Origin of the sequence: Proteus sp. G4415, assembly GCF_963896075.1 — a bacterium.
Lineage (GTDB): Bacteria > Pseudomonadota > Gammaproteobacteria > Enterobacterales > Enterobacteriaceae > Proteus > Proteus mirabilis.
On record NZ_CAWQOK010000039.1, the window covers coordinates 1 to 23,512 of the forward strand.

General features: G+C 37.1%; 19 protein-coding genes and 2 tRNA genes. 18 read left to right on the forward strand and 3 right to left on the reverse strand.

Annotated features, from left to right (window positions below; translation table 11 throughout):
- Positions 1 to 509: 509 nt before the first annotated feature.
- The 13 genes from cydA (at position 510) to AACU95_RS03655 (ending at position 10,055) form a co-directional block, all read left to right on the forward strand.
- Positions 510 to 2,078: a cytochrome ubiquinol oxidase subunit I gene (gene cydA / locus AACU95_RS03595; protein WP_004244422.1), complete on the forward strand. Its 1,569-nt coding sequence runs from the start codon at positions 510 to 512 to the stop codon at positions 2,076 to 2,078.
- A gap of 14 nt (positions 2,079 to 2,092) precedes the next feature.
- Positions 2,093 to 3,250, forward strand: a complete 1,158-nt coding sequence (gene cydB / locus AACU95_RS03600; RefSeq protein ID WP_004244423.1) for a cytochrome d ubiquinol oxidase subunit II — start codon at positions 2,093 to 2,095, stop codon at positions 3,248 to 3,250.
- Between the two features lie 12 nt (positions 3,251 to 3,262).
- Positions 3,263 to 3,376, forward strand: coding sequence for a cytochrome bd-I oxidase subunit CydX (gene cydX, locus AACU95_RS03605; RefSeq protein ID WP_004244425.1), 114 nt, complete (start codon positions 3,263 to 3,265; stop codon positions 3,374 to 3,376).
- On the forward strand, positions 3,376 to 3,660 hold the full coding sequence (gene ybgE / locus AACU95_RS03610) for a cyd operon protein YbgE (RefSeq protein WP_004244426.1): 285 nt from the start codon (positions 3,376 to 3,378) through the stop codon (positions 3,658 to 3,660). The genes cydX and ybgE overlap by 1 nt, the downstream gene beginning before the upstream one ends.
- Before the next feature lie 672 nt (positions 3,661 to 4,332).
- Positions 4,333 to 4,728, forward strand: coding sequence for a tol-pal system-associated acyl-CoA thioesterase (ybgC, locus tag AACU95_RS03615; protein ID WP_004247549.1), 396 nt, complete (start codon positions 4,333 to 4,335; stop codon positions 4,726 to 4,728).
- Entirely contained in the window at positions 4,728 to 5,414 is a 687-nt protein-coding gene (tolQ, locus tag AACU95_RS03620; protein WP_004244434.1) for a Tol-Pal system protein TolQ, read from the forward strand. Before ybgC ends, tolQ begins: the two co-directional genes overlap by 1 nt.
- A gap of 22 nt (positions 5,415 to 5,436) precedes the next feature.
- Positions 5,437 to 5,862, forward strand: coding sequence for a colicin uptake protein TolR (tolR, locus tag AACU95_RS03625; protein ID WP_004244435.1), 426 nt, complete (start codon positions 5,437 to 5,439; stop codon positions 5,860 to 5,862).
- 27 nt (positions 5,863 to 5,889) lie between these two features.
- Positions 5,890 to 6,957, forward strand: a complete 1,068-nt coding sequence (gene tolA / locus AACU95_RS03630) for a cell envelope integrity protein TolA (RefSeq protein ID WP_161737175.1) — start codon at positions 5,890 to 5,892, stop codon at positions 6,955 to 6,957.
- A gap of 142 nt (positions 6,958 to 7,099) precedes the next feature.
- Positions 7,100 to 8,395 carry a Tol-Pal system beta propeller repeat protein TolB gene (tolB, locus tag AACU95_RS03635; RefSeq protein ID WP_004244437.1) on the forward strand — a complete coding sequence of 432 codons (1,296 nt, stop codon included), beginning with the start codon at positions 7,100 to 7,102 and terminating at the stop codon, positions 8,393 to 8,395.
- Between the two features lie 45 nt (positions 8,396 to 8,440).
- Complete coding sequence (gene pal / locus AACU95_RS03640; protein WP_012367670.1) at positions 8,441 to 8,938, forward strand: peptidoglycan-associated lipoprotein Pal; 498 nt, start codon at positions 8,441 to 8,443, stop codon at positions 8,936 to 8,938.
- 9 nt (positions 8,939 to 8,947) lie between these two features.
- Entirely contained in the window at positions 8,948 to 9,721 is a 774-nt protein-coding gene (gene cpoB / locus AACU95_RS03645) for a cell division protein CpoB (RefSeq protein ID WP_004247552.1), read from the forward strand.
- Positions 9,722 to 9,873: 152 nt separating this feature from the next.
- Positions 9,874 to 9,949: transfer RNA gene (locus tag AACU95_RS03650), tRNA-Lys, on the forward strand.
- A 30-nt stretch (positions 9,950 to 9,979) separates the two neighbouring features.
- Positions 9,980 to 10,055: transfer RNA gene (locus tag AACU95_RS03655), tRNA-Lys, on the forward strand.
- Positions 10,056 to 10,210: 155 nt separating this feature from the next.
- On the opposite strand, the gene AACU95_RS03660 is transcribed toward AACU95_RS03655, so the two are convergent.
- Positions 10,211 to 11,101: an aminoglycoside 6-adenylyltransferase gene (locus AACU95_RS03660; RefSeq protein WP_161737176.1), complete on the reverse strand. Its 891-nt coding sequence runs from the start codon at positions 11,099 to 11,101 to the stop codon at positions 10,211 to 10,213.
- Positions 11,102 to 11,340: 239 nt separating this feature from the next.
- Between AACU95_RS03660 and pnuC the strand changes: the two genes are divergently transcribed.
- Complete coding sequence (pnuC, locus tag AACU95_RS03665; protein ID WP_004244441.1) at positions 11,341 to 12,069, forward strand: nicotinamide riboside transporter PnuC; 729 nt, start codon at positions 11,341 to 11,343, stop codon at positions 12,067 to 12,069.
- A gap of 244 nt (positions 12,070 to 12,313) precedes the next feature.
- Complete coding sequence (aroG, locus tag AACU95_RS03670; RefSeq protein WP_004244442.1) at positions 12,314 to 13,372, forward strand: 3-deoxy-7-phosphoheptulonate synthase AroG; 1,059 nt, start codon at positions 12,314 to 12,316, stop codon at positions 13,370 to 13,372.
- Positions 13,373 to 13,444: 72 nt separating this feature from the next.
- Here the strand turns inward: aroG and gpmA are convergent, their stop codons facing one another.
- Both gpmA and modF read right to left on the reverse strand, forming a co-directional pair.
- Positions 13,445 to 14,197 (reverse strand): 2,3-diphosphoglycerate-dependent phosphoglycerate mutase, encoded by a 753-nt coding sequence (gpmA, locus tag AACU95_RS03675; protein WP_004244443.1) that lies wholly within the window; start codon positions 14,195 to 14,197, stop codon positions 13,445 to 13,447.
- A 350-nt stretch (positions 14,198 to 14,547) separates the two neighbouring features.
- Complete coding sequence (gene modF / locus AACU95_RS03680) at positions 14,548 to 16,014, reverse strand: molybdate ABC transporter ATP-binding protein ModF (RefSeq protein ID WP_134736449.1); 1,467 nt, start codon at positions 16,012 to 16,014, stop codon at positions 14,548 to 14,550.
- A 175-nt stretch (positions 16,015 to 16,189) separates the two neighbouring features.
- Here modF and AACU95_RS03685 point away from each other — a divergent pair, with 175 nt between their 5' ends.
- Genes AACU95_RS03685 through AACU95_RS03695 form a run of 3 tightly spaced genes read left to right on the forward strand, consistent with a single transcriptional unit; the run spans position 16,190 to position 23,483 of the window.
- On the forward strand, positions 16,190 to 17,749 hold the full coding sequence (locus tag AACU95_RS03685; protein WP_004244446.1) for a ShlB/FhaC/HecB family hemolysin secretion/activation protein: 1,560 nt from the start codon (positions 16,190 to 16,192) through the stop codon (positions 17,747 to 17,749).
- A 14-nt stretch (positions 17,750 to 17,763) separates the two neighbouring features.
- Positions 17,764 to 23,172: a two-partner secretion domain-containing protein gene (locus AACU95_RS03690; RefSeq protein ID WP_161737177.1), complete on the forward strand. Its 5,409-nt coding sequence runs from the start codon at positions 17,764 to 17,766 to the stop codon at positions 23,170 to 23,172.
- Positions 23,172 to 23,483: a hypothetical protein gene (locus AACU95_RS03695; protein WP_004244448.1), complete on the forward strand. Its 312-nt coding sequence runs from the start codon at positions 23,172 to 23,174 to the stop codon at positions 23,481 to 23,483. The genes AACU95_RS03690 and AACU95_RS03695 overlap by 1 nt, the downstream gene beginning before the upstream one ends.
- Positions 23,484 to 23,512: the final 29 nt, after the last annotated feature.

Consider the following 23,512-nt stretch of genomic DNA (forward strand, 5'->3'; position numbering starts at 1 on the left):
AAAATGTTTTTAATATTAGAATTAATGAAATACAGCTAAATATGACTATTTAAATGTATTTATGAAAATAAAAAGTTAATTTTATTATGGAAATTAATGGGAGGTAAATTATACTTAAAAATAAAACCAACAGTAAATTAACATTACGGTAACTATTGGGTAATTTATTCGCAACTAGTTAACATTAAAGTGTTTTTTTGATGTGGGTCAAGTTATTAATTGTGGAAAAATTTTCTAAATATGCTTAAATTGGCACACGATCAAATATGCTGTTACTAACCTAAAAGTCGTATTGTTGACCTAAGCTCAGAATTCAAATCTGGGTCACGCAAAATATATTTATTATATGTAAATATAGGCGTACTATTTGTAAGGTATTGTGTTTTTGGTCTTTAATATTCGTTGTTGTTTTTAGAGGCATTTATTGCTGGTAGTTATGAGGCTTTATTTATTAATTAAAGTCGGGTTGCCGCAAGTCGGTGTCTTCCTGCTAGGAGCAAGGAGTCAAGATGTTTGATATTGTCGAACTGTCACGGTTACAGTTTGCCTTAACAGCGATGTATCACTTCCTGTTTGTCCCATTAACGCTCGGTATGGCGTTTATGTTGGCAATCATGGAAACGATATATGTCCTGTCAGGTAAACAAGTTTACAAAGATATGACAAAGTTCTGGGGTAAGTTATTCGGTATTAACTTTGCTCTGGGTGTCGCAACTGGTTTGACCATGGAGTTCCAATTTGGTACTAACTGGTCATATTTCTCTCATTACGTTGGTGATATCTTCGGTGCGCCTTTAGCAATCGAAGGTCTGATGGCATTCTTCTTAGAATCAACTTTCGTCGGATTATTCTTCTTCGGTTGGGATCGTTTAGGCAAGAAGCAACACTTAATGGTAACTTGGTTAGTTGCCTTTGGTTCTAACTTCTCTGCGCTGTGGATCTTAGTCGCAAATGGTTGGATGCAAAACCCTGTTGCTGCAGACTTCAACTTTGAAACCATGCGAATGGAAATGTTGAGTTTTGCTGATCTGGTCTTAAACCCAGTCGCTCAGGTGAAATTTGTTCACACCGTTGCTGCAGGTTACTGTACTGGTGCATTCTTTGTTTTAGGTATCAGCTCTTACTACCTACTCAAAGGTCGTGATATCGGTTTTGCAAAACGTTCTTTCGCTGTTGCGGCAACCTTTGGTATCGCTGCGGTATTATCTGTTATCGTACTGGGTGATGAATCTGGTTATGAAATGGGTGACGTACAAAAAACCAAATTGGCTGCTATTGAAGGTGAGTGGCATACAGAGCCAGCACCAGCTTCCTTTAACTTGATTGCATTCCCTAATCAAGAAAAAATGGAAAACACGTTTGCTCTACAAATTCCATATGTCATGGGTATTATAGCAACACGTTCTTTTGATACGCCGGTATTAGGTCTGCATGATCTGATGAGCCAGCATGAAGTGCGTATTCGTAATGGTATGAAAGCGTATGACCTGTTAACTGAACTACGTTCAGGTAACACTGATCCTGCCGTACGAGCTGCATTTAATGAGTCTAAAAAAGACTTAGGCTACGGTCTATTATTGAAGCGTTATACTGAAAATGTTTCTGATGCAACTGAAGAGCAAATTAAGTCAGCTGTAAAAGATTCTATTCCTAACGTCGCACCACTTTTCTGGTCATTCCGTATCATGGTCGCTGCCGGCTTCCTGATGTTATTGGTTGTTGCGATCTCCTTCTGGACTGTTCTGTCTAACCGTATCGGTAACTACAAATGGTTACTGCGTGCTGCGCTATTTAGTATTCCATTACCATGGATTGCTGTTGAAGCGGGCTGGTTTGTTGCAGAATATGGACGTCAACCATGGGCGATTGGTGAAATCTTGCCTACGGCTGTAGCAACTTCTTCACTGACACAGGCTGATATTCTCGTTTCTATGGGACTTATCTGCGGTCTGTATACTCTGTTCCTCGTTGCCGAAATGTTCCTGATGTTCAAATTTGGTCGCCTTGGCCCAAGTAGTCTGAAAACGGGTCGCTATCACTTTGAACAGAAGACAGCTTCTTCTGCACAAAGTAAGTAACACAGGAGTCCACTATGTTTGATTATGAAGTATTGCGGTTTGTTTGGTGGCTACTGATTGGTATCTTACTGATCGGCTTTGCGGTCACCGATGGTTTTGATATGGGTGTCGGTGTGTTATTACGCGTAATTGCAAAAGATGACACAGAACGCCGTATTTTAATTAACTCTGTAGCACCTCACTGGGATGGTAACCAAGTTTGGTTAATCACTGCTGGTGGTGCATTATTCGCTGCATGGCCAATGGTATATGCTGCGGCATTCTCTGGTTTCTATTTTGGTATGATCTTCGTACTGGCGGCATTATTCTTCCGCCCAGTAGGTTTTGACTACCGTTCTAAATTAGAATCACCAAAATGGCGTGGTATGTGGGATTGGGGTATCTTTATTGGTAGCTTTGTTCCACCATTAGTTATCGGTGTTGCTTTTGGTAACCTGTTACAAGGTGTTCCATTAGAAGTCGATAGCATGCAACGTGTATCTTATAATGGTACAACTAACGCACTAATTAACCTGTTAAGCCTATTAAACCCATATGGTCTATTAGCAGGTGTTATTAGCTTAATGATGATTGTGGCACAGGGTGCTAGCTATCTTCAAATGCGTACTACCGGTGAGCTGCATGAGCGTACTCGTAAAGCAACTTACATTACCTCTTTAATCACTTTTATTGCTTTTGCATTAGCAGGCGTGTGGTTAATCTACGGTATTGATGGCTTTATTATCACTAGTGCGGTTGATACTGCGGGTCCTTCTTCTCCGTTGTTGAAAACAGTTTCTCACGAAGCTGGCGCTTGGATGACGAACTACAACAACTATCCTATTTTATGGATCTTACCGGCATTAGGTCTGTTAAGTCCTTTATTAGCGGTTGTTGCAACTAAAGCAAACAAAGGAGCTTGGGCATTCCTGTTCACTTCACTGACTATTGCTTGTGTTATCCTAACGTTTGGTGTAACCCTGTTCCCATTCATTATGCCATCAAGCACATTCCCTGATGTAAGCTTGACAATTTGGGATGCAACTTCAAGCCTGTTCACTTTACAAGTGATGACAGTAGTCGCGATTATCTTTGTACCTATCGTTCTCCTCTACACTATCTGGTGTTACTGGAAAATGCATGGTCGCCTCGATAAGAAATTTATCGAAGGCAATAATCATACTCTTTACTAAGGAGCATAGAGAATGTGGTATTTTGCATGGCTTCTCGGCACACTCTTCGCTTGTAGTATTGCGGTGATCGCAGGACTGGCTTATGAGCACGCTGAAGCGAAAAAAACTTCAGAAAGTGAAGAATAATGTTGGATAAAAGTTACCAACTACTTAACAAGGGCCCAATTAGGGCTCTTGTTTTAATCATGGCTCTAGCAATGGCATTTTGTGTTATGTGGGATCCGAGTCGATTCGCGGCTAATACAAGCTCATTAGCGATTTGGCAAGGAATATTACTGATTTGGGCTGTATGTGCAGGAGCGGTTTTTGGCTTAGCCTATCGTCCTAAACATGTCGTAGCGCAATATCTATTACATCCCATTCCCGCCATTATTATTTTAGTTGTAGGGCTATATTATTTCTTCTTCTAATCAAAATACCTTATTTCTGCAGTGAAATATCAGTAGGGAATAAGGTGTTTTTATTCTTTATATCAATTAGTTAACATAATCCACACTTTTTACTGTACTGATCCTCTCTTTTTTGAATTTAGAAAATCAATAAATTAGTCTATTTTTTTGCATATATTCAATAGGTGGCATGTATATATGGTAAACATAAAGAGGTTATGGCTGAGGAGTTTGCTAATCTAACTATTTGGTAAAGAGGGGAGAGTTGATTATGAAAATAAGAAGATTCTCACCCGTCAATCTGTGGTGGTTTTGAGATGCGCGTCTCTAGATTGTCAATGGCAGTGGTATTACTTGCATGAAACACCTGTATTAGATAATTAATTGATTTTAATAAAAAACCAGTAATAAGACTGGTTTTTTTATTGGTTGGGAAAAAGTTTGAATCAGAGTGCTAAACTATTAATTGTTAATTAGCAAGCATTTTAATGCTGAACTAATAAAAATATTTTTTCTATTCAGGCGCTAAAGCATATTGCGTGTTGCAAAGAAGAGTTTATGATTGGCGTCTGAAAACGGTGTTTTCTATTCTTTACGTTACTATGATTCCCTTAGAGGCACCTCTTAAGTATAGTTAACAAATCTATAGCTTAATTATTTATGGGATTACTCAAGGAATGTAAGGACGGAATTATGCGGTTTCTTTGGCCAGTTCGTGTCTATTACGAAGATACTGATGCCGGTGGTGTGGTCTATCATGCCAGTTATTTAAAATATTTTGAACGTGCAAGAACAGAATTACTCAGAGAAAAAGGTTTTTATCAGCATGATTTACGGGAGTATGATCATGTTGCGTTTGTTGTGCGTAAATTAACCATTGACTATATTGCGCCAGCACGGCTCGATGAGCTTCTGAAAGTAGAAAGTGAAATTACTACATTACGTGGTGCATCAATGACATTTTCTCAAAAGCTTATCAATCAAGATGGTGTGGTACTGTGTAGGGCAGATGTATTAGTTGTCTGCGTTGATTCATTAAAAATGAAGCCTGTAGGGCTTCCTAAGTCCATTATCGCGGAGTTTAAGTAGTGGCTGACATGAATGTTATCGATCTCTTTCTAAAAGCGGGGCTTTTAGTTAAGTTGATCATGTTGTTATTAATCGGATTTTCTATTGCCTCATGGGCGATCATTATTCAACGTACGAAAGTATTGAATGCAGCAGATCGTGAAGCGGCAGATTTTGAAGATAAATTCTGGTCAGGCACTGATTTGGCTCGTCTATATAAAGAAAGCCAAGCTCGTCGTGACGAGTTATCAGGGGCAGAACAAATTTTTCATTCTGGTTTTAAAGAGTTTGCACGACTACATCAAGCGAATGTTCATGCACCCGATGCCGTTGTTAATGGGGCTTCCCGTGCAATGCGTGTTTCATTTAATCGTGAATTAGAGTCCTTAGAAACGCATATTCCTTTTTTAGGTACGGTGGGGTCAATTAGTCCTTATATTGGCTTATTCGGTACGGTATGGGGGATTATGCATGCATTTATCGCTTTAGGTAGCGTTAAACAGGCAACTTTACAGATGGTGGCACCCGGTATTGCTGAAGCGTTGATTGCAACAGCCATTGGTTTATTTGCGGCCATCCCCGCAGTTATGGCTTATAACCGCTTTACGCAACGTGTAAATAAGTTGGAACAAAGTTACGATAACTTTATGGAAGAGTTCCTGACGATTTTACATCGCCAAGCTTTTGTCTCCGCAGAAAAGAAATAGTTAACGCAAAAGGAGAGAGCTGATGGCACGAGGTCGCAGTAGCCGCCGAGGCGTAAAATCAGAAATTAATATAGTACCTTTGCTTGATGTGTTATTGGTGCTTTTGCTGATTTTTATGGCAACAGCGCCAATTATTTCACAAAGTGTTGAGGTTGATCTTCCACAAGCAACAGAAACACAGACTGTTTCAACCAGTGATAACCCGCCTGTAATTGTCGAAGTTGCTGGAGTGGGGCAATATAATATCCGTGTTGAACAAGAGGTTTTAGAGCTTTTACCTCAAGAACAGATTATGGCTGAAGCAAAACGACAATTAGAAAAAAACCCGAAAGCGGTCTTTCTTATTGGTGGCGCTAAAGATGTTCCTTATGATGAGATAATTAAAGCACTCAACATGTTACGTCAAGCGGGTGTTAAGTCTGTCGGTTTAATGACTCAGCCTCTTTAGTAGGCTGAAATAAGTTTGGATAATAGCGTGGGAAAGAAGACGAAACCAATCCGAAGTAAATTGAGCGGTTCAGTTATCTTGTCTACTGTCTTGCATTTACTGATCATCGCTTTGCTTATCTGGGGATCGTTAACTCAGAAATGGAATTTAGGCGGTGGCGGTGGATCTGATGGGCAAGTTATTGATGCTATTATGGTTGACCCTAATGCGGTAGTACAAGAGTATAATCAGCAAAAGGCGCAACAAGCTAATGTCCAAAAAGCAGAACAAGAACGTAAAGCGCGGGCGCAGCAACAAGAAGAAGAGCTACGCCAACAACAAATTAAAGAACAAGAACGTTTAAAAGCGTTAGAAGTGGAACGTTTGCAAGCAAAAGAGGCTGCAGAAGCTCAACGTCGTGAAGCGGCCACCGCCGCTGCTAAAGAGAAAGAAGAGCAAAAGCAGGCTGAAGAAGCTGCCGCACAAGCTAAAGCTGAACGCGATCGTATTTTAAAAGAGCAAGCTGATGCGAAAGCCAAAGCAGAGGCAGAAGCGAAGAAACAAGCAGAATTAGCAGCGAAACAGAAAGCAGAAGAAGCGAAGGCAAAAGCAGAAGCTGAGGCAAAAGCGAAGGCTGAAGCCGATGCTAAAGCGAAAGCAGAGGCTGATGCAAAAGCGAAAGCAGCCGCAGAAGCTAAAGCCAAAGCAGCAGCGGAAGCTAAAGCGAAAGCCGCTGCACAGCAACAAAGTAAAGCGGTTGATAGTCTACTCGATGGATTAGTTGCTCAAGGCGATAAACAATCGGGGGCTTCTGCAGCAGGTCAAGGTGGTGGTAATCGCTCTGGGGCAAATGCTGCGGGCATTGATCGCTATACTGGGCAAGTAAAAGTTGCCATCGAACAGAAGTTTTTTGATTCTGATTTATATAAAGGTCGTAAATGTGACCTTAAAATAAGTATTGCACCAGACGGTATGTTAGTAAGTGCAAAAGCGGTAGGTGGTGATCCGGCTTTATGCCAAGTTGCATTACAAGCGGCTAAAATGGCAACATTGCCTAAGCCACCGAAAGATATTTACGAACAAGTAAAATCACCAACAATTGAGTTTAAGCCATAAAACTGTCTGATAGTAGGAAAACATACATTAATTTATCTCTATTTTAGAATGTTATTGATGTGTTGTATGGTGTTGTTTAAAAGCGTTTGTTACTATTCTGTGCGTTATTGCGCAATAACCGCAATAATAAAAGGGAGACATGATGAAGCAGGCATTAAATGTTATTTTCGGACTTTTGATATTATGCGTTACAACGCTCGCTAATGCAGAAGTTCGCATTGAAATTACACAAGGGGTGAATACTGCACGCCCTATTGGTGTTGTTCCTTTTAAATGGGAAGGCACAGGTCAAATGCCAGAAGATATTGCTGGAGTGATTGCGGCTGATTTACGAAATAGTGGTAAATTTAACCCTATTGATATGAATCGTTTGCCTCAACAACCCGTTACCGCTTCTGAGGTTCAACCTGCACTCTGGACAGCATTAGGTATTGATTCAGTGGTTGTAGGGCGTGTTCAGCCCTCGGCAGATGGTCAATATGTTGTTAGCTATCAACTAGTTGATGTTGCTGGCTCTCCGGGAGCGGTTTTAGCGCAAAGTGAGTATAAAATCAGCAATAAATGGTTACGATATGCTGCTCATACCGCCAGTGATGAAATCTTTGAAAAATTAACTGGCATTCGTGGTGCGTTCCGTACCCGTATTGCTTATGTCGTTGTGACTAATGGTGGCGCTTATCCATATGAATTACGTGTATCTGACTATGATGGATTTAATCAAGATCGCGTTTATCGTTCATCACAGCCATTAATGTCACCCGCTTGGTCTCCTGATGGTGCTAAACTAGCATATGTCACATTTGAAAGTGGTCAATCTGCTTTAGTTGTACAGACATTAGCAACGGGGGAAGTGCGTCAAATCGCTTCTTTCCCTCGACATAATGGTGCACCTGCTTTTTCTCCAGATGGCTCTAAATTAGCCTTTGCACTGTCAAAAAGCGGTAGTCTAAATCTTTATGTAATGGATTTAGCCAGTGGCAATATGACACAGGTAACCAATGGTAGAAGTAATAATACAGAACCGACTTGGATGCCTGATGGACAGACTTTGGTCTATACTTCGGATCAAGGCGGACGTCCTCAAATTTATAAAATTAATATTAACGGAGGAACGCCAGAACGTATTACTTGGGAAGGAAAACAAAACCAAAATCCTGCAGTAAGTCCTGATGGTAGTTTCTTAGTTATGGTGAGTTCTGAAAGCGGTAGGCAACATATCGCTAAGCAGGATCTAGAAACGAATGCTGTTCAATATTTAACAGATACGTTTCTGGATGAAACGCCAAGCATCGCGCCTAACGGCACTATGGTTATTTATAGCTCCACTCAAGGCTTAGGAACCATTTTGCGACTAGTATCGACTGATGGACGTTTCAAAGCGCGTCTTCCGGCGACTGATGGTCAGGTTAAATCACCTGCCTGGTCTCCGTTTATGTGATGCATAAGAATTATGTATGGCAAACAAATAAAGGAACAATTAGAGATGCAATTAAACAAAGTGTTTAAAGGGTTGATGTTAGCATTACCACTCGTTGCTGTTGCAGCATGTAGCTCAAACAAAAACGACGATCAAACAGATACAAGCAACAATGTACCTGTTACTGAGCAAGGCCCTACTGCTGAAGAATTAGCACGTCAGCAATTAGAACAACTGAAACAAACTAACATTGTTTACTTCGGTTTTGATAAATATGACGTTACTTCAGAATATGCTCAACTGTTAGATGCTCACGCTGCATTCCTGCGTGCTAACCCTTCAGTACGCATTACTATCGAAGGTCATGCTGACGAACGTGGTACTCCAGAATACAACATCGCGTTAGGCGAACGTCGTGCAAACGCAGTTAAAATGTATCTGCAAGGTAAAGGCGTATCAGCTGATCAATTAGCAATCGTATCTTACGGTAAAGAAAAACCTGCTGTACTGGGTCATGACGAAGCCGCTTATGCGAAAAACCGTCGTGCAGTACTGGTTTACTAAGAGAACGGCATGAACAACAGTAACTTCAGACCTTTATTGATGAGTCTGTTGTTACTGGTTGGCGTAGCGGCTCCTGTAGCCGCTATTGCCCAAGCGCCAATCAGTAATATCGGTTCAGGCTCTACTGATGAACGACTCGCCCAACTTGAGCGTATCTCTAATGCTCATAGTCAGCTTTTGACCCAATTACAGCAACAACTCGCAGATTCTCAACGCGATATTGATATGTTGCGTGGTCAAATTCAGGAAAATCAATACCAGTTAAACCAAGTTGTAGAGCGTCAACGTAATATCTATCAACAATTAGATAGCCTAAATGGTGGCAACTCAGCACCAACAACGGATGAGGCTTCAACGGGTGGCAATGTACCTTCAACATCTGATACAAGTACGAGTTCGTCGTCAACAGGTGATGAAAAAGCTGATTATAACGCGGCAATTGATATTGTATTGAATTCCAAAGATTACGATAAGGCAATTGTTGCATTAAACAACTTTATTAAAAGTTATCCGAAGTCTAGCTATCAATCAAATGCTCAATTTTGGTTGGGGCAAATGTATTATCTAAAAGGTAATAAAGATCAGGCTGCGAGTACTTTTGCTATTGTTGTGAAAAATTATCCAAAATCTCAAAAAGCAAGTGAGGCCTTTTATAAGATAGGGCTTATTATGCAAGAGAAAGGGCAAAAGGATAATGCGAAAGCTATTTATCAACAAGTGGTTAAGCAATATCCAAACAGTGCTGGTGCAAAATTAGCACAAAAGCAGTTAGCAGCACTATAATTATTGGCCCCGTAATGTGAATGTTACATTTTCGGGGTTAACTGATTGTTTTTTCAGCGTTTGAATGTTTTTTTGAAAAAAAACGTTGCACAATAACATTAAATCAGTATTATTACCCGCCGTTGCCACAGAGAATGTGGCGAGTTCGAAAAGGGTCGTTAGCTCAGTCGGTAGAGCAGTTGACTTTTAATCAATTGGTCGGGCGTTCGAGTCGCCCACGACCCACCATTTTCGAATTTACATACCATTTTATGAAATGGGTCGTTAGCTCAGTCGGTAGAGCAGTTGACTTTTAATCAATTGGTCGGGCGTTCGAGTCGCCCACGACCCACCATTTCAATATGCTTTTCTAGTCTTTTATCACACGCCATTCTCATTCTATCTAAAAATGCTCTCTATAACTCGTTTTTGTATTTATTACTCGAGTTACTCAAATAGAGGATGTAAATAGATAGCTTCTCCATTGCTGAAAAAACTATCTGATCTCACTTAAGTTGGATAATGACAAATAATGGAAGTGGTTATTTGGTAATATTCATTTTCAGTTAATAGTTCATTATCAATAAACCAATCGCTAATAAGTGTTTGAGCTTGTGTTGCCTTTTCTATCGATAAACCAAAACGCTTTGATGCATCAATAAAAAAAGCCATGATAATACTTAATGCAGCAGCTGCTTCATAAGGGGTACTCATAGCCAGTGTGCTTTCTAATGAACGTAATGAATAAAACTTAGGTAGCCACTCCCGTAAGTTTTTGCCTTGATACCAGACATCTTGTGTTGATGTTTGCAGAGCAACTTGCTCTAGTAAACGGATCAACCATTCCCTTATATCACTCATACGATATTCAGCGAACCAAAATTCATTACGTAAGATAGCTATAGCGATTTGTGTGGCTTCAAACCAAAACTCTTGAGCCAAGGCATCAGCTTGCTCTATGGAAAGGGCAGGGGGAGTTACAGTGCTAATTTCTGGAAGTTGGTCACATAAACCTGTTTTATCAAGTAAAACACGATAGCCTCGTTGATAAACTGGACTTAGACCATTTTGTTTCATATTGATAATTCTTTCAGGCTCTGCCATTAAAATATCTATTTTTCGGCCTTGAGCTAATACGTGCAAATAGATTGGCCAGCGAATGCCGTTCGGATCTTCACATTCTGTTGCTAAAGAGACGAGGTGTTTACCAAATTGTGATAGCCAATGTTGGTTTTTTGCTAGCTCAGTCGCACCGTGACCAATAAGCTCTATATCAATATCAGAATAGCTGTCTATCTTCTTATTACGACCCACTGAGCCTGTTAATACCACAGCCTCAATTCGAGGATCAAGTAATGCAAAAGATAACATGCGATCGATTAAGCGGGTGATTGGCTCCATATTTCTCTCTAGTTGTTATAGTAGATAAAGTTATTTGTTGTAAGTATGAATAAAAAAATAGCATATTTATTATATAAAACACTTTTTGTTTTTTATGGTAAATAAATGGCATTTTGTTTAATATTTTAAACTAAGTGCTATCATTGATAGGAATGTATATATATCTTTATCACTTTGCAACAATGTCGCAATAACCCATATTTTATTTGTTTTTTCTATGATTAAGTCGGGGTTGTCAAATGGATGTCATTAGTTGGTTTAGTATCAATAATATTTTAGTCAATATTCCATTAGGAAAAGAAGGCTATCCACTCTCATGGATTGAAGCTATAGGGACTATTGCTGGATTATTATGTATATGGCTTGCGAGCCAGGAAAAGATCATTAACTATTTATTTGGGTTAATTAATGTCACTTTATTCGCCATTATTTTTTTCCAGATCCAGTTATATGCCAGTCTACTGCTACAAATTTTCTTCTTTGCTGCCAATATTTATGGTTGGTATGCATGGAGTAGAGTGAATGATTTTGAACAAGCAGAATTGAAAATACGTTGGTTAAAGCCGGGCCAACAAATCGTATTAATCATTGTCTCCATTGCTGCCATTATTGCGCTAACGTTTAATATTGATACCGTTTTTGGCTATTTAGCAGTTATTGCTGTTGATATCTTAAATGTCTTCGGGGCAAATTTAGCCACACCTGCTATCGAGCCAGATGCTTACCCATTCTGGGATTCAACAATGACGGTACTCTCCATTGTGGCTATGATCTTAATGACACGCAAATTGGTAGAAAACTGGTTAATTTGGTCTGTTATTAATGTCATTAGTATTGTTATATTTTATAAACAGGGTGTTTATGCCATGTCTATTGAATATATCATCTTATTGGCTATCGCTATTAATGGCTCTCGTTTGTGGATCAAATCAGCAAAGCATTCAAATAAAAATAATTATCTCTCATAATAAAAAAAGGCTGGTAGAGTTATATTTCTCTCCAGCCTTGCTATTCGTTGTGTTTATTCTTCTATTCTAGGCAATTTCAAATCATTATTTTACTTAATGGTGCTATTACTTGTTTTCGATGTTTTTGTTATCTATCGTCATGGGCTGTTTAGGCTCTTAAGGGTGTTTACAGAGAGAAAACGAATGGTTAGATTGAAGAAACAGAAATCATATTGACTAGATAATAATAGAGTGGAACACGGGAATGAATTACCAGAATGATGATCTTAAAATAACACAAATCAATGAACTTTTACCGCCAGTGGCATTATTGGAAAAGTTTCCAGCCACTGACAATGCGGCGTTTACAGTTCGTCATGCCCGTGAAGCTATTCATCAAATCCTTGCTGGAAAAGATGATCGCCTATTAGTGGTGATTGGGCCTTGCTCTATTCATGATCCTAACGCGGCACTGGAATATGCTCAGCGTTTAAATTTATTAAGAGAAGAGCTGAAAGATAAACTTGAAATTGTGATGCGAGTTTATTTTGAAAAACCACGTACCACAGTCGGTTGGAAAGGGCTGATAAATGATCCACATATGGACTGTACCTTTGATATTAATGAAGGATTACGCATTGCTCGTCGTTTGCTATTAACCATCAATGATAGTGGATTACCAACGGCTGGCGAGTTTTTAGATATGATAACCCCACAATATGTCGCTGATTTGATGAGTTGGGGAGCTATTGGTGCTCGAACAACAGAATCTCAAGTGCATAGAGAATTATCCTCCGGACTATCTTGTCCTGTTGGTTTTAAAAATGGCACAGATGGCACAATTAAAGTGGCGATTGATGCCATCAATGCTGCAGGCTCTCCACACTGTTTCTTATCGGTAACTAAATGGGGTCACTCAGCGATAGTTCGTACTGCAGGGAATAAAGATTGCCATATTATTTTACGGGGCGGTAAAGAGCCTAATTACAGTGCAGAACATGTTGCTGCCGTAAAAGAAGGTCTGAAAAAAGCAGGATTACCCCAAAATGTTATGGTTGATTTTAGCCACGCCAATAGCTGTAAACAATTTAAGAAGCAAATGGAGGTTGGTGCCGATATTTGCCAACAAATTAGCGCAGGAGAAAAAGCTTTAATTGGTGTAATGGTTGAAAGTCATTTAGAAGAGGGCAATCAATCATTAGAAAGTGGTGAACCTTTGGTATACGGTAAAAGTGTCACAGATGCTTGTATTGGGTGGGATGATACAGAAACGTTATTACGCCAATTAGCCGATGCAGTCGCTACTCGTCGTAATAAATCATAATAGTCTGTTTTTATTAATAAAAATGCCACTCAAAAGTGGCATTTTTTTATCTAATTCAAAATAAAAGTAAAATTATTTTGCTTTACCTTGGTTAGCAACAGCCGCGGCTTTTGCTGCGATTTCTTCTGCATTACCTAAGTAGTAACGTTTGATTGGTTTCATATTTTCATCAAATTCGTAAACTAAAGGTACTGCTGTTGGGATATTCAGTTCAAGAATTTCTTCTTCACTCATATTGTCTAGGTATTTAACCAGAGCGCGCAGTGAGTTACCGTGAGCGGCAATAATCACTTTATCACCTGAAGCAACGCGAGGTTTAATGACTTCTTCCCAATATGGTGTTACACGGTCGATAGTTAACGCTAAGCTTTCTGTTAATGGCAGTTCAGCTTCAGTTAAAGATGCATAACGTGGATCTTTACCTGGGAAGCGATCATCATCTTTAGTTAACTCTGGTGGGGTAACCGCAAAACCACGACGCCATTGTTTAACTTGCTCGTCACCGTATTTTTCAGCTGTTTCAGCTTTGTTTAAGCCTTGTAATGCACCGTAGTGACGTTCGTTTAGTTTCCAGCTTTTCTCTACTGGCAGCCATTGTTGATCAACTTCATCAAGAATGTTCCACAGAGTGTGGATTGCACGTTTTAGTACAGAAGTATATGCGTAGTCAAAAGTAAAACCTTCAGCCTTCAGCAGTTTACCTGCTTCTTGCGCTTCATTACGGCCTTTATCTGACAATTCAACGTCAGTCCAGCCTGTAAAACGGTTTTCTTTGTTCCATACACTTTCACCGTGTCGAACTAGCACAAGCTTAGTTACTGCCATAGTTTAGACTCCTATAATTACTTTCTTAATATAAGTTTAAAATCAGGACTGCAATCATTATATGGATCATCAACAAGAACGCCAAACATAACTAACAAAACTAGGGGGATTATGTCAAAAATGACGATTGTTTGATGAAATATTACACAGTTATTACACCTTTTGCTTAATCGATCAAGCTATTAATTTAACGGGATCGGTGAAAAGAAACGAAAAGCCGATTCTGGATAATTATCAGTAAAAAATATGCTCTCTAAATCTATCGTTAAAATCATCGCCATCTATCGATAACAAATACCCTTTTCTTCAGTGTGATGATGTATCTTACCTTAAAAATAGCCTATATCTAGTTAACAGGGTTGTTGTTGGTAACGATAGATATCTCCTTCTTTAATAAAAATCAGTCGATGGGTAATACAGTGAGGTGCATCTTCTTGATGATGACTGACAAACAGTAGTTGAGTATTGCTATGGCTTATCATGATATCAATAAAGCGCTGTACTAATAGTCTATTGGTTGTATCTAATCCTTGTAGTGGTTCATCGAGGATCAATAATGTCGGGTGTTTAACCAATGCTCTTACAATTAATACTAGACGCTGTTGTCCCCATGAAAGTGAGTGAAAAGGATGGTTAGCGAGTGCAGTTAAACCAATTAGTGTTAGCCATTCATCCGCTAATTTTTGCTGTTTATCGGTAACGGCTTGATAAATACCAATAGAGTCATGAAAACCAGAAATAATCACATTTTTCACACTTGAAGAGACGCGATAGCTTTGATGTAAGGCATTACTAACATAACCAATATGGCGTTTGATCTCCCAAATGGTTTCACCACTGCCTCTTTTACGACCAAATAGAGTTAAATCATTGCTATAGCCCTGAGGATGATCTCCTGTGATTAAGCTTAATAAGGTCGATTTTCCTGCGCCATTAGGACCTAATATTTGCCAATGTTGTTGTGGTTTAACTTCCCAGGTTAAGTGATGGAGCACAGGTTTATCATTATAACTGACCACGCCATCCTTAAGTATAATAGGGGAAAGCGTTGGTGATAAGGTAGGAACTGCATCAACGGAGTCTGTGGCGGGTAAGATCAGATTTTCAAGTGTTTCACTGTGAGATAATTGCGCAATTACTGAGTCTGATAAAATATCACTTTTTTTACCTTGTGCCACGAGTTTACAGTCAATCAATAAGCCAGCATTTTGCACAAAATCAGGAATATCATTAAAGCGATTTAAAATAAGAACAATCGTTAGCTTTTGTTGATGTAGTGATGAAAGTAACTCACTTAATGTACGACGAGAGTCAATATCTAAACCATCAAAAGGTTCATCTAAAATTAATAGATCAGGTTTATTCATCAATAACTGAATAAGCAGTACCTTACGAGACTCTCCCGTTGAAAGATATTTAAAACGCCTTGATAAAAGTGCATCAATACCAAATTGTTTTGCTAATAACAGGCAGCGATCATTATCTTTTACCTGCATTTGGATCACCTGAGCCACGGTTAATCCCGTATCATCCTCATCTTCACTTAATAAGTCTGTATTGTTACGCAGCCACTCTTCCTCTATCATTTTTTGTAATTTTTCAAAAGAGAGATTAATCGGACGAGTAAACCTATTAATAAGCTCACCCGATAATAAAATCCCCTCTTGGCATAATGTATTAGCGAGCGCCGTTTTACCACTACCATTGCTACCAACGAATGCCCAACTTTCTCCTTCATTGATAGTTAAATCATCGATATGCAAGCAGAGTGTATCACTTAAGCGAAACAGTGTTTTTGTGAGTTGCAAGTACTTCATTATTATTATCCTTGTTTTTATTACAAGTAGAATACTTACCAATATCGGTTTAATTAAAACTTGTCAATATTTGTTGCTGATCGCTTAAGTAAAAATAGTGCAGAGAGAATAAAAAAGATAAAAGATGGGCAAGATTATTTATGTTATTTTAATAAAAACATAAGGACTCGTTTATATGAATAACATTAAAAGGGAATGTGTTAACTATTTATTAGGATTAATGGCGCTATTTTTATTAACGATAAGTAAGATAACTTTTGCAGAAATAAATAATAATGTAAATAATTGCTTCTTAATTAATGAAATAAAAATAGAAAGGAATGGTTTATTAACTAATAAGGCACAAAAAGAATTAATATCTAAATATATAAATAAATGTTTAACATTAAGTGATATGCAACATATCATTAAATCAATGACTAATGCGTATATTGAAAAAGGCTATATTACTTCACAAGCTTTTATTGCCGATCAAGATCTCTCAAATCATCAGTTAACCATTAACGTAATTGAAGGAAAGATAAAATCAATCTTTATTGATAATATGACTTCCCCCATGGTTGATATTCTATTTCCTTCATATCAAGATAAACGACTTAATTTACGTGAGTTAGAGCATGGGCTTGAACAACTTAATCGATTAACAACATCACTATATAGATTAGATATTCAACCTAGTGACAGGATAGGATACTCGACTATTTTTATTTATAAGGAAAACGAAACGCATCCTTTCAGAAATCAACTTACTATTGATAATTCAGGTTCAAAAGCAACAGGTGAAATGTTACTGACGAATACCACAGCAATAGATTCGTTATTTGGATTTGGAGAGCAGTGGGAGCTCTCCTTAAATAGTAATACAGATTTATTACATTCACATTATTATAGAGGCTATACAGCGAGTATAAACATTCCCTATGGCTATTGGTTTTATCAATATCAGTTATCTTATAACCGTTCTTCTCATTTTATTAAAAGTTATAGTAATCAATATATCTATAAAAGTATAAATACTAATCAGCAAGTTGATATTAGTCGTTTACTTTATCGGGATAGTAAGAAGAAGATAATATTAAAAGGCATATTAAAGCATAAAAAAGTAAGAACGGAATTAGCCAAACAGCCGATATTAATCAATAGCCCAACATTAACATCACTATCATTAGCGCCTCAATATCATTTTAATCTGACATCAGGTTATTTATCTATTAATCCATCAGCAGAAATTGGGTTGTCTTTTTTTGGGGCATCACCTGATTATATTGCTGAAAACTCACCCCGAAGCCACTATAGAAAATTGAGTCTAAATATACATTATCAATATTTATTTCCTTACTCTGTCTCCTATATTACGTCTTTTTATGGTCAATATACATCTGATAATCTTTATAGTGTGGAAAAAATAACCATAGATGGATTAAATGCGGTTCGTGGTACTAAACAAAATAAGCTTAGTGCCAATAGAGGACTTTATTGGCGTAATGAAATTAATACACCATGGATAAATTCATTTTTAGGTCAATGGCGTTTTATTACGGCTGTTGATTATGGCGTTATCTATTCTGATCAATATGAAACAAAGCAGCAGTCTTTATTAGCTGGCGCTATGGGGCTTTCATTTTATCGTTCCCCTTTTTCTTCACAACTATTGATAAACAAACCATTCATTTATCCAAAGTGGTCAAATGCTAACCAATGGTCTTTATCTTGGTCAATTTCTTTTGCTCTTTAAATAAGGAATTTTTTATGCATAAAAAGGATATTTCGCGAAAACAGCGTTTAATAAGCTATTGTGTTATTTATTTAACCGCTATTTACCCATTGCATCCTGCTTGGGGCTCTGTCATTACTTCATCTGATAAAACGATAACAATAAACCAGCAAAATAATATTCCTATTATTAATATTGCAACACCTAATGACAGTGGTGTTTCTCATAATAGATTTAATGTCTTTAATGTTAATAAACAGGGGGCAGTACTTAATAATTCGCAAGTTGATGCCAATAGTCAATTAGCAAAAAAAATATCTGCTAATAAAAATTTAAAAGGTAATACGGCTAATTTAATTATTAATGAAGTTGTCGGTAATAGTCGTTCACAGTTATTAGGTAAATTAGAAGTTGCAGGACAACAAGCGGATGTTTTAATTGCTAATCCTAATGGAATTAGTTGTGATGGTTGCTCATTTATTAATACTCCATCAATTACTCTCACGACGGGAAAGCCTCAATTTAGCCCTCAAGGTACCTATTCGGCACTAGAAGTAAAAAAAGGCAGTATTGTTATTGGTAAGCAAGGTATGAATGCCGATTTGCAAAATTATGCCGATATTATTAGTCGTAGTATTGAAATAAATGGAAAGATAAATGCTAAAAATCTCTCTTTAATGCAAGGGAATAACCATATTGATTTCGGCAAAGGGACAGTAAATAGCATTAATGGAGAAGGTGTAAAACCGACCGTCGCTATTGATACAAAAGCATTGGGTGGAATGTATGCCAATCAAATACGCTTAGTTAGCACAGAAAAAGGGGTCGGTGTTAATTTAACTGATATTCAAACAAAACAAAATAGTATCAATTTAACAGTTGATGGCAAAATTACCTTTAATGGCAATATTCAATCTGAGCAAGATATTAATGTTAGTAGCAAAGCGCTACAAATGAATAGTAATGCCAGCTTAAAAGCGCAAAGAGATATTACATTAGCAACTAATACGCTAACGAATCATAGTGATATTATCGCAGAAAAGGATATGCGTTTATTCGTAGATAAATTCACTAATAAAGGTGAAAAAGCGCTTATTCAAGCAAAAGATAATTTATGGATACAAAAAAATGCACAGGGTGAACCAAGTAGTTTAATTGAAAATCAATCAGCCACGATAAAAACAGAAAAGGGTGATTTGATTATTAGAACCAAGAAATTGGTTAATGAATCTATTACTCCTTTATTTAAAGAAATAAAGCAAGAGCCTGATTCTACATCGTCTATAAATATAGGTACTCATTTTCTTCATCCTTACAATAGTCCTACGAATAATTTCCTTATAATTATTTTACTTGCTGAATTAAAAGAACTCTCTGATAAAAAGTGGTTTGATATATTAGATTTAAAAAATAATGGAGGTGTTAATGTAGAACGCTCATTATTTGAAAAGAATAAAAAGTATGTTCCTAGTGTTATTTATTCTGGTAAAAATTTATATATACAATCTAACGAGTTTTTTAATACCCAATCTGATATTTTTGCAACTAATGATCTTATCGCAACGGGAAACAATGCAAAAGTATACTATTATCGGTTTGGACACCTTAATAAATGGGATCTTTATTCTCATGATAATGCTCATATTTTTTATCGAGATGATGTAAATAAATATAATATTGATGAAACTAAATTTCAAAAAATAGTTCATTTTATTCCCTTTACTAAAATTGGAAGTCATTATGAATTTATTGTAGATAGTGCTTCTGAATATATGATAAAAGCAGGTAATAATTTAGTTTTAGATTTTAAAGATAGTATAGCGTTAGAACGTAAATTTCCATTTTTAGAAAAAGAAATTAAAAAGTATAGAAGAATATCTGATTTTGAAAGTACTATATTAGCTAAAAATATACTATTAAATGCTAATAATTTAAATATCTCATTAAATTTAAAATCAAGTAACTCTTTATCTGTTATTGCTAATAAAAATATAAATATAAGTAATTCAAATTTATTATCTGGTGATATTATAAATTTAACAGCAATTGATAATGTTAATTCTGAAAATATAGATGTAACGGCAAAGCATTTTTCCATCATAACTAAGAATGGAGATATTAATTATTCATTTAGCCCTATAGCCTCTTATACTCTGAATAGCATTAAGGCACCATTTATTGATGTGTCTGAAAAAATAGACTTTTATTCAGGTAAAAACATTTACATTTCAAATGTAATAATTAATGAATCAAATGAAAAAAGTTTATCAGCATTAGAGAATATTAAAATAAAACGCGATGAGTCTTTATTTTTCAACCTAATGCCAAATTTTAGAGATGAACAATATATTTCAGCGTTTTTATTTAATATGGGGCTTTGGAAAAGTAAGAATAATATAAGCTTGATGGCTGGTAAAGATATTGTTAGTCAGGGAATAAAATATTATAGTAACAAAGAAATAACTTTTAATGCAGGACAAGATATTTTTCTTGCCTCCAAATTAATAAAAGAAGCCGCTCCTTTTTTCAGTGATATTCATTACCCCCAACTACAATCTAAATTATTTTCAGATAATAACCTTATTTTAAATGCCGCGCGTGATATTGATTTAAGTTCAACAGTATTAAATTCAAAAGATAAAGTTATTGTATTAGCGGGTAGAAATATAAAACTGGGTGCAAATGCTTATTCCGCCATCAAAGATCCCCACGAAGATGCGCAAGACATTCAATATGCCACCACATCCATTATGGGAAATAAAGGTATTTCTATTGCATCATCAGGCTCACTCACAACAGAAGGAAGTTCACTTAAATCAGAGGGGGATATTGCTATTTCCAGTGGTGGCAATATCCAATTGGGATCAGTAAGAACACATTTTCGTAAAGAGTCGGACTCAGAGTTAGAAGAACTTCGTAAACAAGTCAGTACTGAAATTAATAGCGGTAATCATCTAACACTATTATCTGAGGGCAGTATTTTATTTCAGGCCTCTCAATTAGCTGCTAATAAAAAGATGGATATTGCTGCTAAAGGTGGATTTCTTTATGCACAGGCAATGGAAGAATCCAGTTACTATGAAGAAGAAAAGAAAAAATGTAATTGGTGGACACTGTGTGCGACTAAAAAGAAATATACCAAAACATTTAATAACACAACGAATAAAGTTACCGAGTTTATTGCTAATGACGATATTAATTTAATTGCTAAAGATGATATCACTTTAGAAGCAAGCAAATTAGAGACAGCAAAGAATGCCAAATTAACCAGTAAAACAGGAGGCATTAATTTTAAAGCGGTGAAAGATACTGCTTTTAAACAAGTTATTACTCGTTCAAAAGATATATATATCACTCAACGTAATCAGGGATACACCAAGGGAACATGGCTATTACCTGAACTCTATATTGGCGGAAAGCTGACTATCGATGCGCCAAAAGGCATATCTGCAGATATTAAAGCCAAAAAAGAGCAATCTTTAGAGCAGGCATTAACTGCCTTAAGTAACACACCAGAATATGCTTGGCTTAATGCGCTCCAAGGTCAAGAAAATATTAATTGGAATTTAGTGAAAGACACTTATTCCAGTTGGGATGATAAAACCCAGCAGTTAAATCCAGTTGTTGGTGCGGTTATTGCCATCGCGGTAGGGGTTGCAACTTATGGTACGGCAACAGCTGCCTCAATAGGAGGAATGGCAAGTAATGCCACTATTGCTGCAGGAGCCTCTGCGGGGGTTGCGTCAACGGCATCAGTTGCGGCACAAGCCGGTTTTGCTTCTTTAGTTTCGCAAGCTGCGGTCTCTTTAGCCGAAAATCAAGGCAATATTTCTAAAACATTTGGCGCCTTAAGTCGCAGTGATACGGTGAAATCCATTGTCACCAGTATGACCGTTGCAGGCGCCTTGCAAGGTCTTGACCAATTTATGGGTTGGGATCAAGCAATACAGGGGGGAACATTACCGACAACAGGCAAGTTGCTTGCGACGGATAATGCCACATGGACTCAAGTTGCTCAACGCGTTGCCTCACAGTCAGTAGTGAGTTCTACACTGGGCACAGCCATTCAAGGTGGCAGTTTTATTGATAATTTTAAAACTGCGCTATTAAGCCATATCGGCAGTCAATTTCACGCTGAAGGTGCCAATCTCATTGGTGATAACGGTGCGATATTAGGGCATGCAGGAAAGGTTTTAAGCCATTCTGTTGTTGCAGGAGTGAGTGCTGAAATTGCAGGAGGCAGTGTAACAGGTGCAGTAGCCGGCGCCTTGGCAGCAGAAATAGCGGCAATATCGCTACAAAGTAAATTATTTGAGCCTAGTTATTTAAATGAAACTGACAGACAAGTTGCATTAATTCAAGAGGCACTACATGGCAATGAAGGAAAAACACAGCTCACTAAATTAATTGGTGCACTGACAGGCGCTATTGTGACTCGTAAGCCTGAGGGCGTATTTTCTGCGGCTAATTCTGCGGAGTTAGTTTATCGACATAATTACAGCGAACATATGCTTTCAAAGCTAGCACTAGAAAATAATAAGGACATAATTGCAGCGTCAAAAGGTGATGTTGCAGCAGCAGAAAGAGTTGTAAATCGACAAAATGCAGGGATGATTGCGATTGCTCTTGGTTTAGGAGGAAGTGCGAGCATTATTGGTGGTCACACTGTTATTGCAGCAACACCAGAACTTATTGCTATTACGCAAGCTGCATTTAGTACATGTAAAGCTAATTGGGTTTATTGTGCTAATCAGCTAGGTATTAATATCGCTGGGATATCAGCTCCAGAAGCTGCAATCGCTGGTGTCACCGTTGGTACTGGTTATAAAGTATTAGCTAGTTCAGAAGAAAGTGCTAAAGCTTTCTCTAGCATGTTAGCTAATAGTTCAAAGTCTTTAATGACTTCAGGAAAATTAAATATAACTGCTATAAAACCGATAGTAGAACAAGAAAAATTATTAATAACTACCAACAAAAAAGCTATTGAAATAATCAATAACGGGGAGTTTATAATATATTCAGGAGTAACTACGAATGGATATAAAGTATCTAATGGAGCCAAAACCGTAGTTTTTAAAAATGAATTAGAACATCCTATTGTTCAATCTAGGATTAATATTAAAGTGGGAGATGTTGAATCAGGTTGGTTGCATGTACAAAAACGTCATTTTTCAGGAGCGCAAAATGCTAGCCAATTTACGCTTAGTGAACAGGAAATTAAAGATATATTATTAAGTCCTGCTGTCATTAAGATTCCTATTAATAAAACGAGAGAATCATATAATAAAAACACCAATAGTATTGATATTTTGTATGAAAGAGTGATTCAGCTTGATAAAAATATAGGAATTGATAAATTTAGTAAACAGCCAACTAACATAATTACTATGCTCACAGATAAAAATGGAAATTTAATAACTACTACCCCTGGGGAAATAAAGTGATGACAAATGAAGCTTTTTTAAAATTTAAGGATTCAGAAAATAAAATTATCATTCCGTACCTCAAAAAAGTATTTCCATCATTGAAATCAGCATGTTGTTTATATCATATGATAGAACAATTAGAGGATGTTTATACTTACTTAATTAATAGCAAGGATGTTATTTTTATTGAAGTGTCGAGGTTAAATAATTCTATTAACCATACGGATATTTTATCAATTAAAGATTATGCTATTATGAAAAAGGGGAAACAATATCATCGTTATATGAAAGAGATTATTGCTTTATCAAATAGTGAGATAATTAAATGATAGTTTATGGATGGAATATTAGATTAATA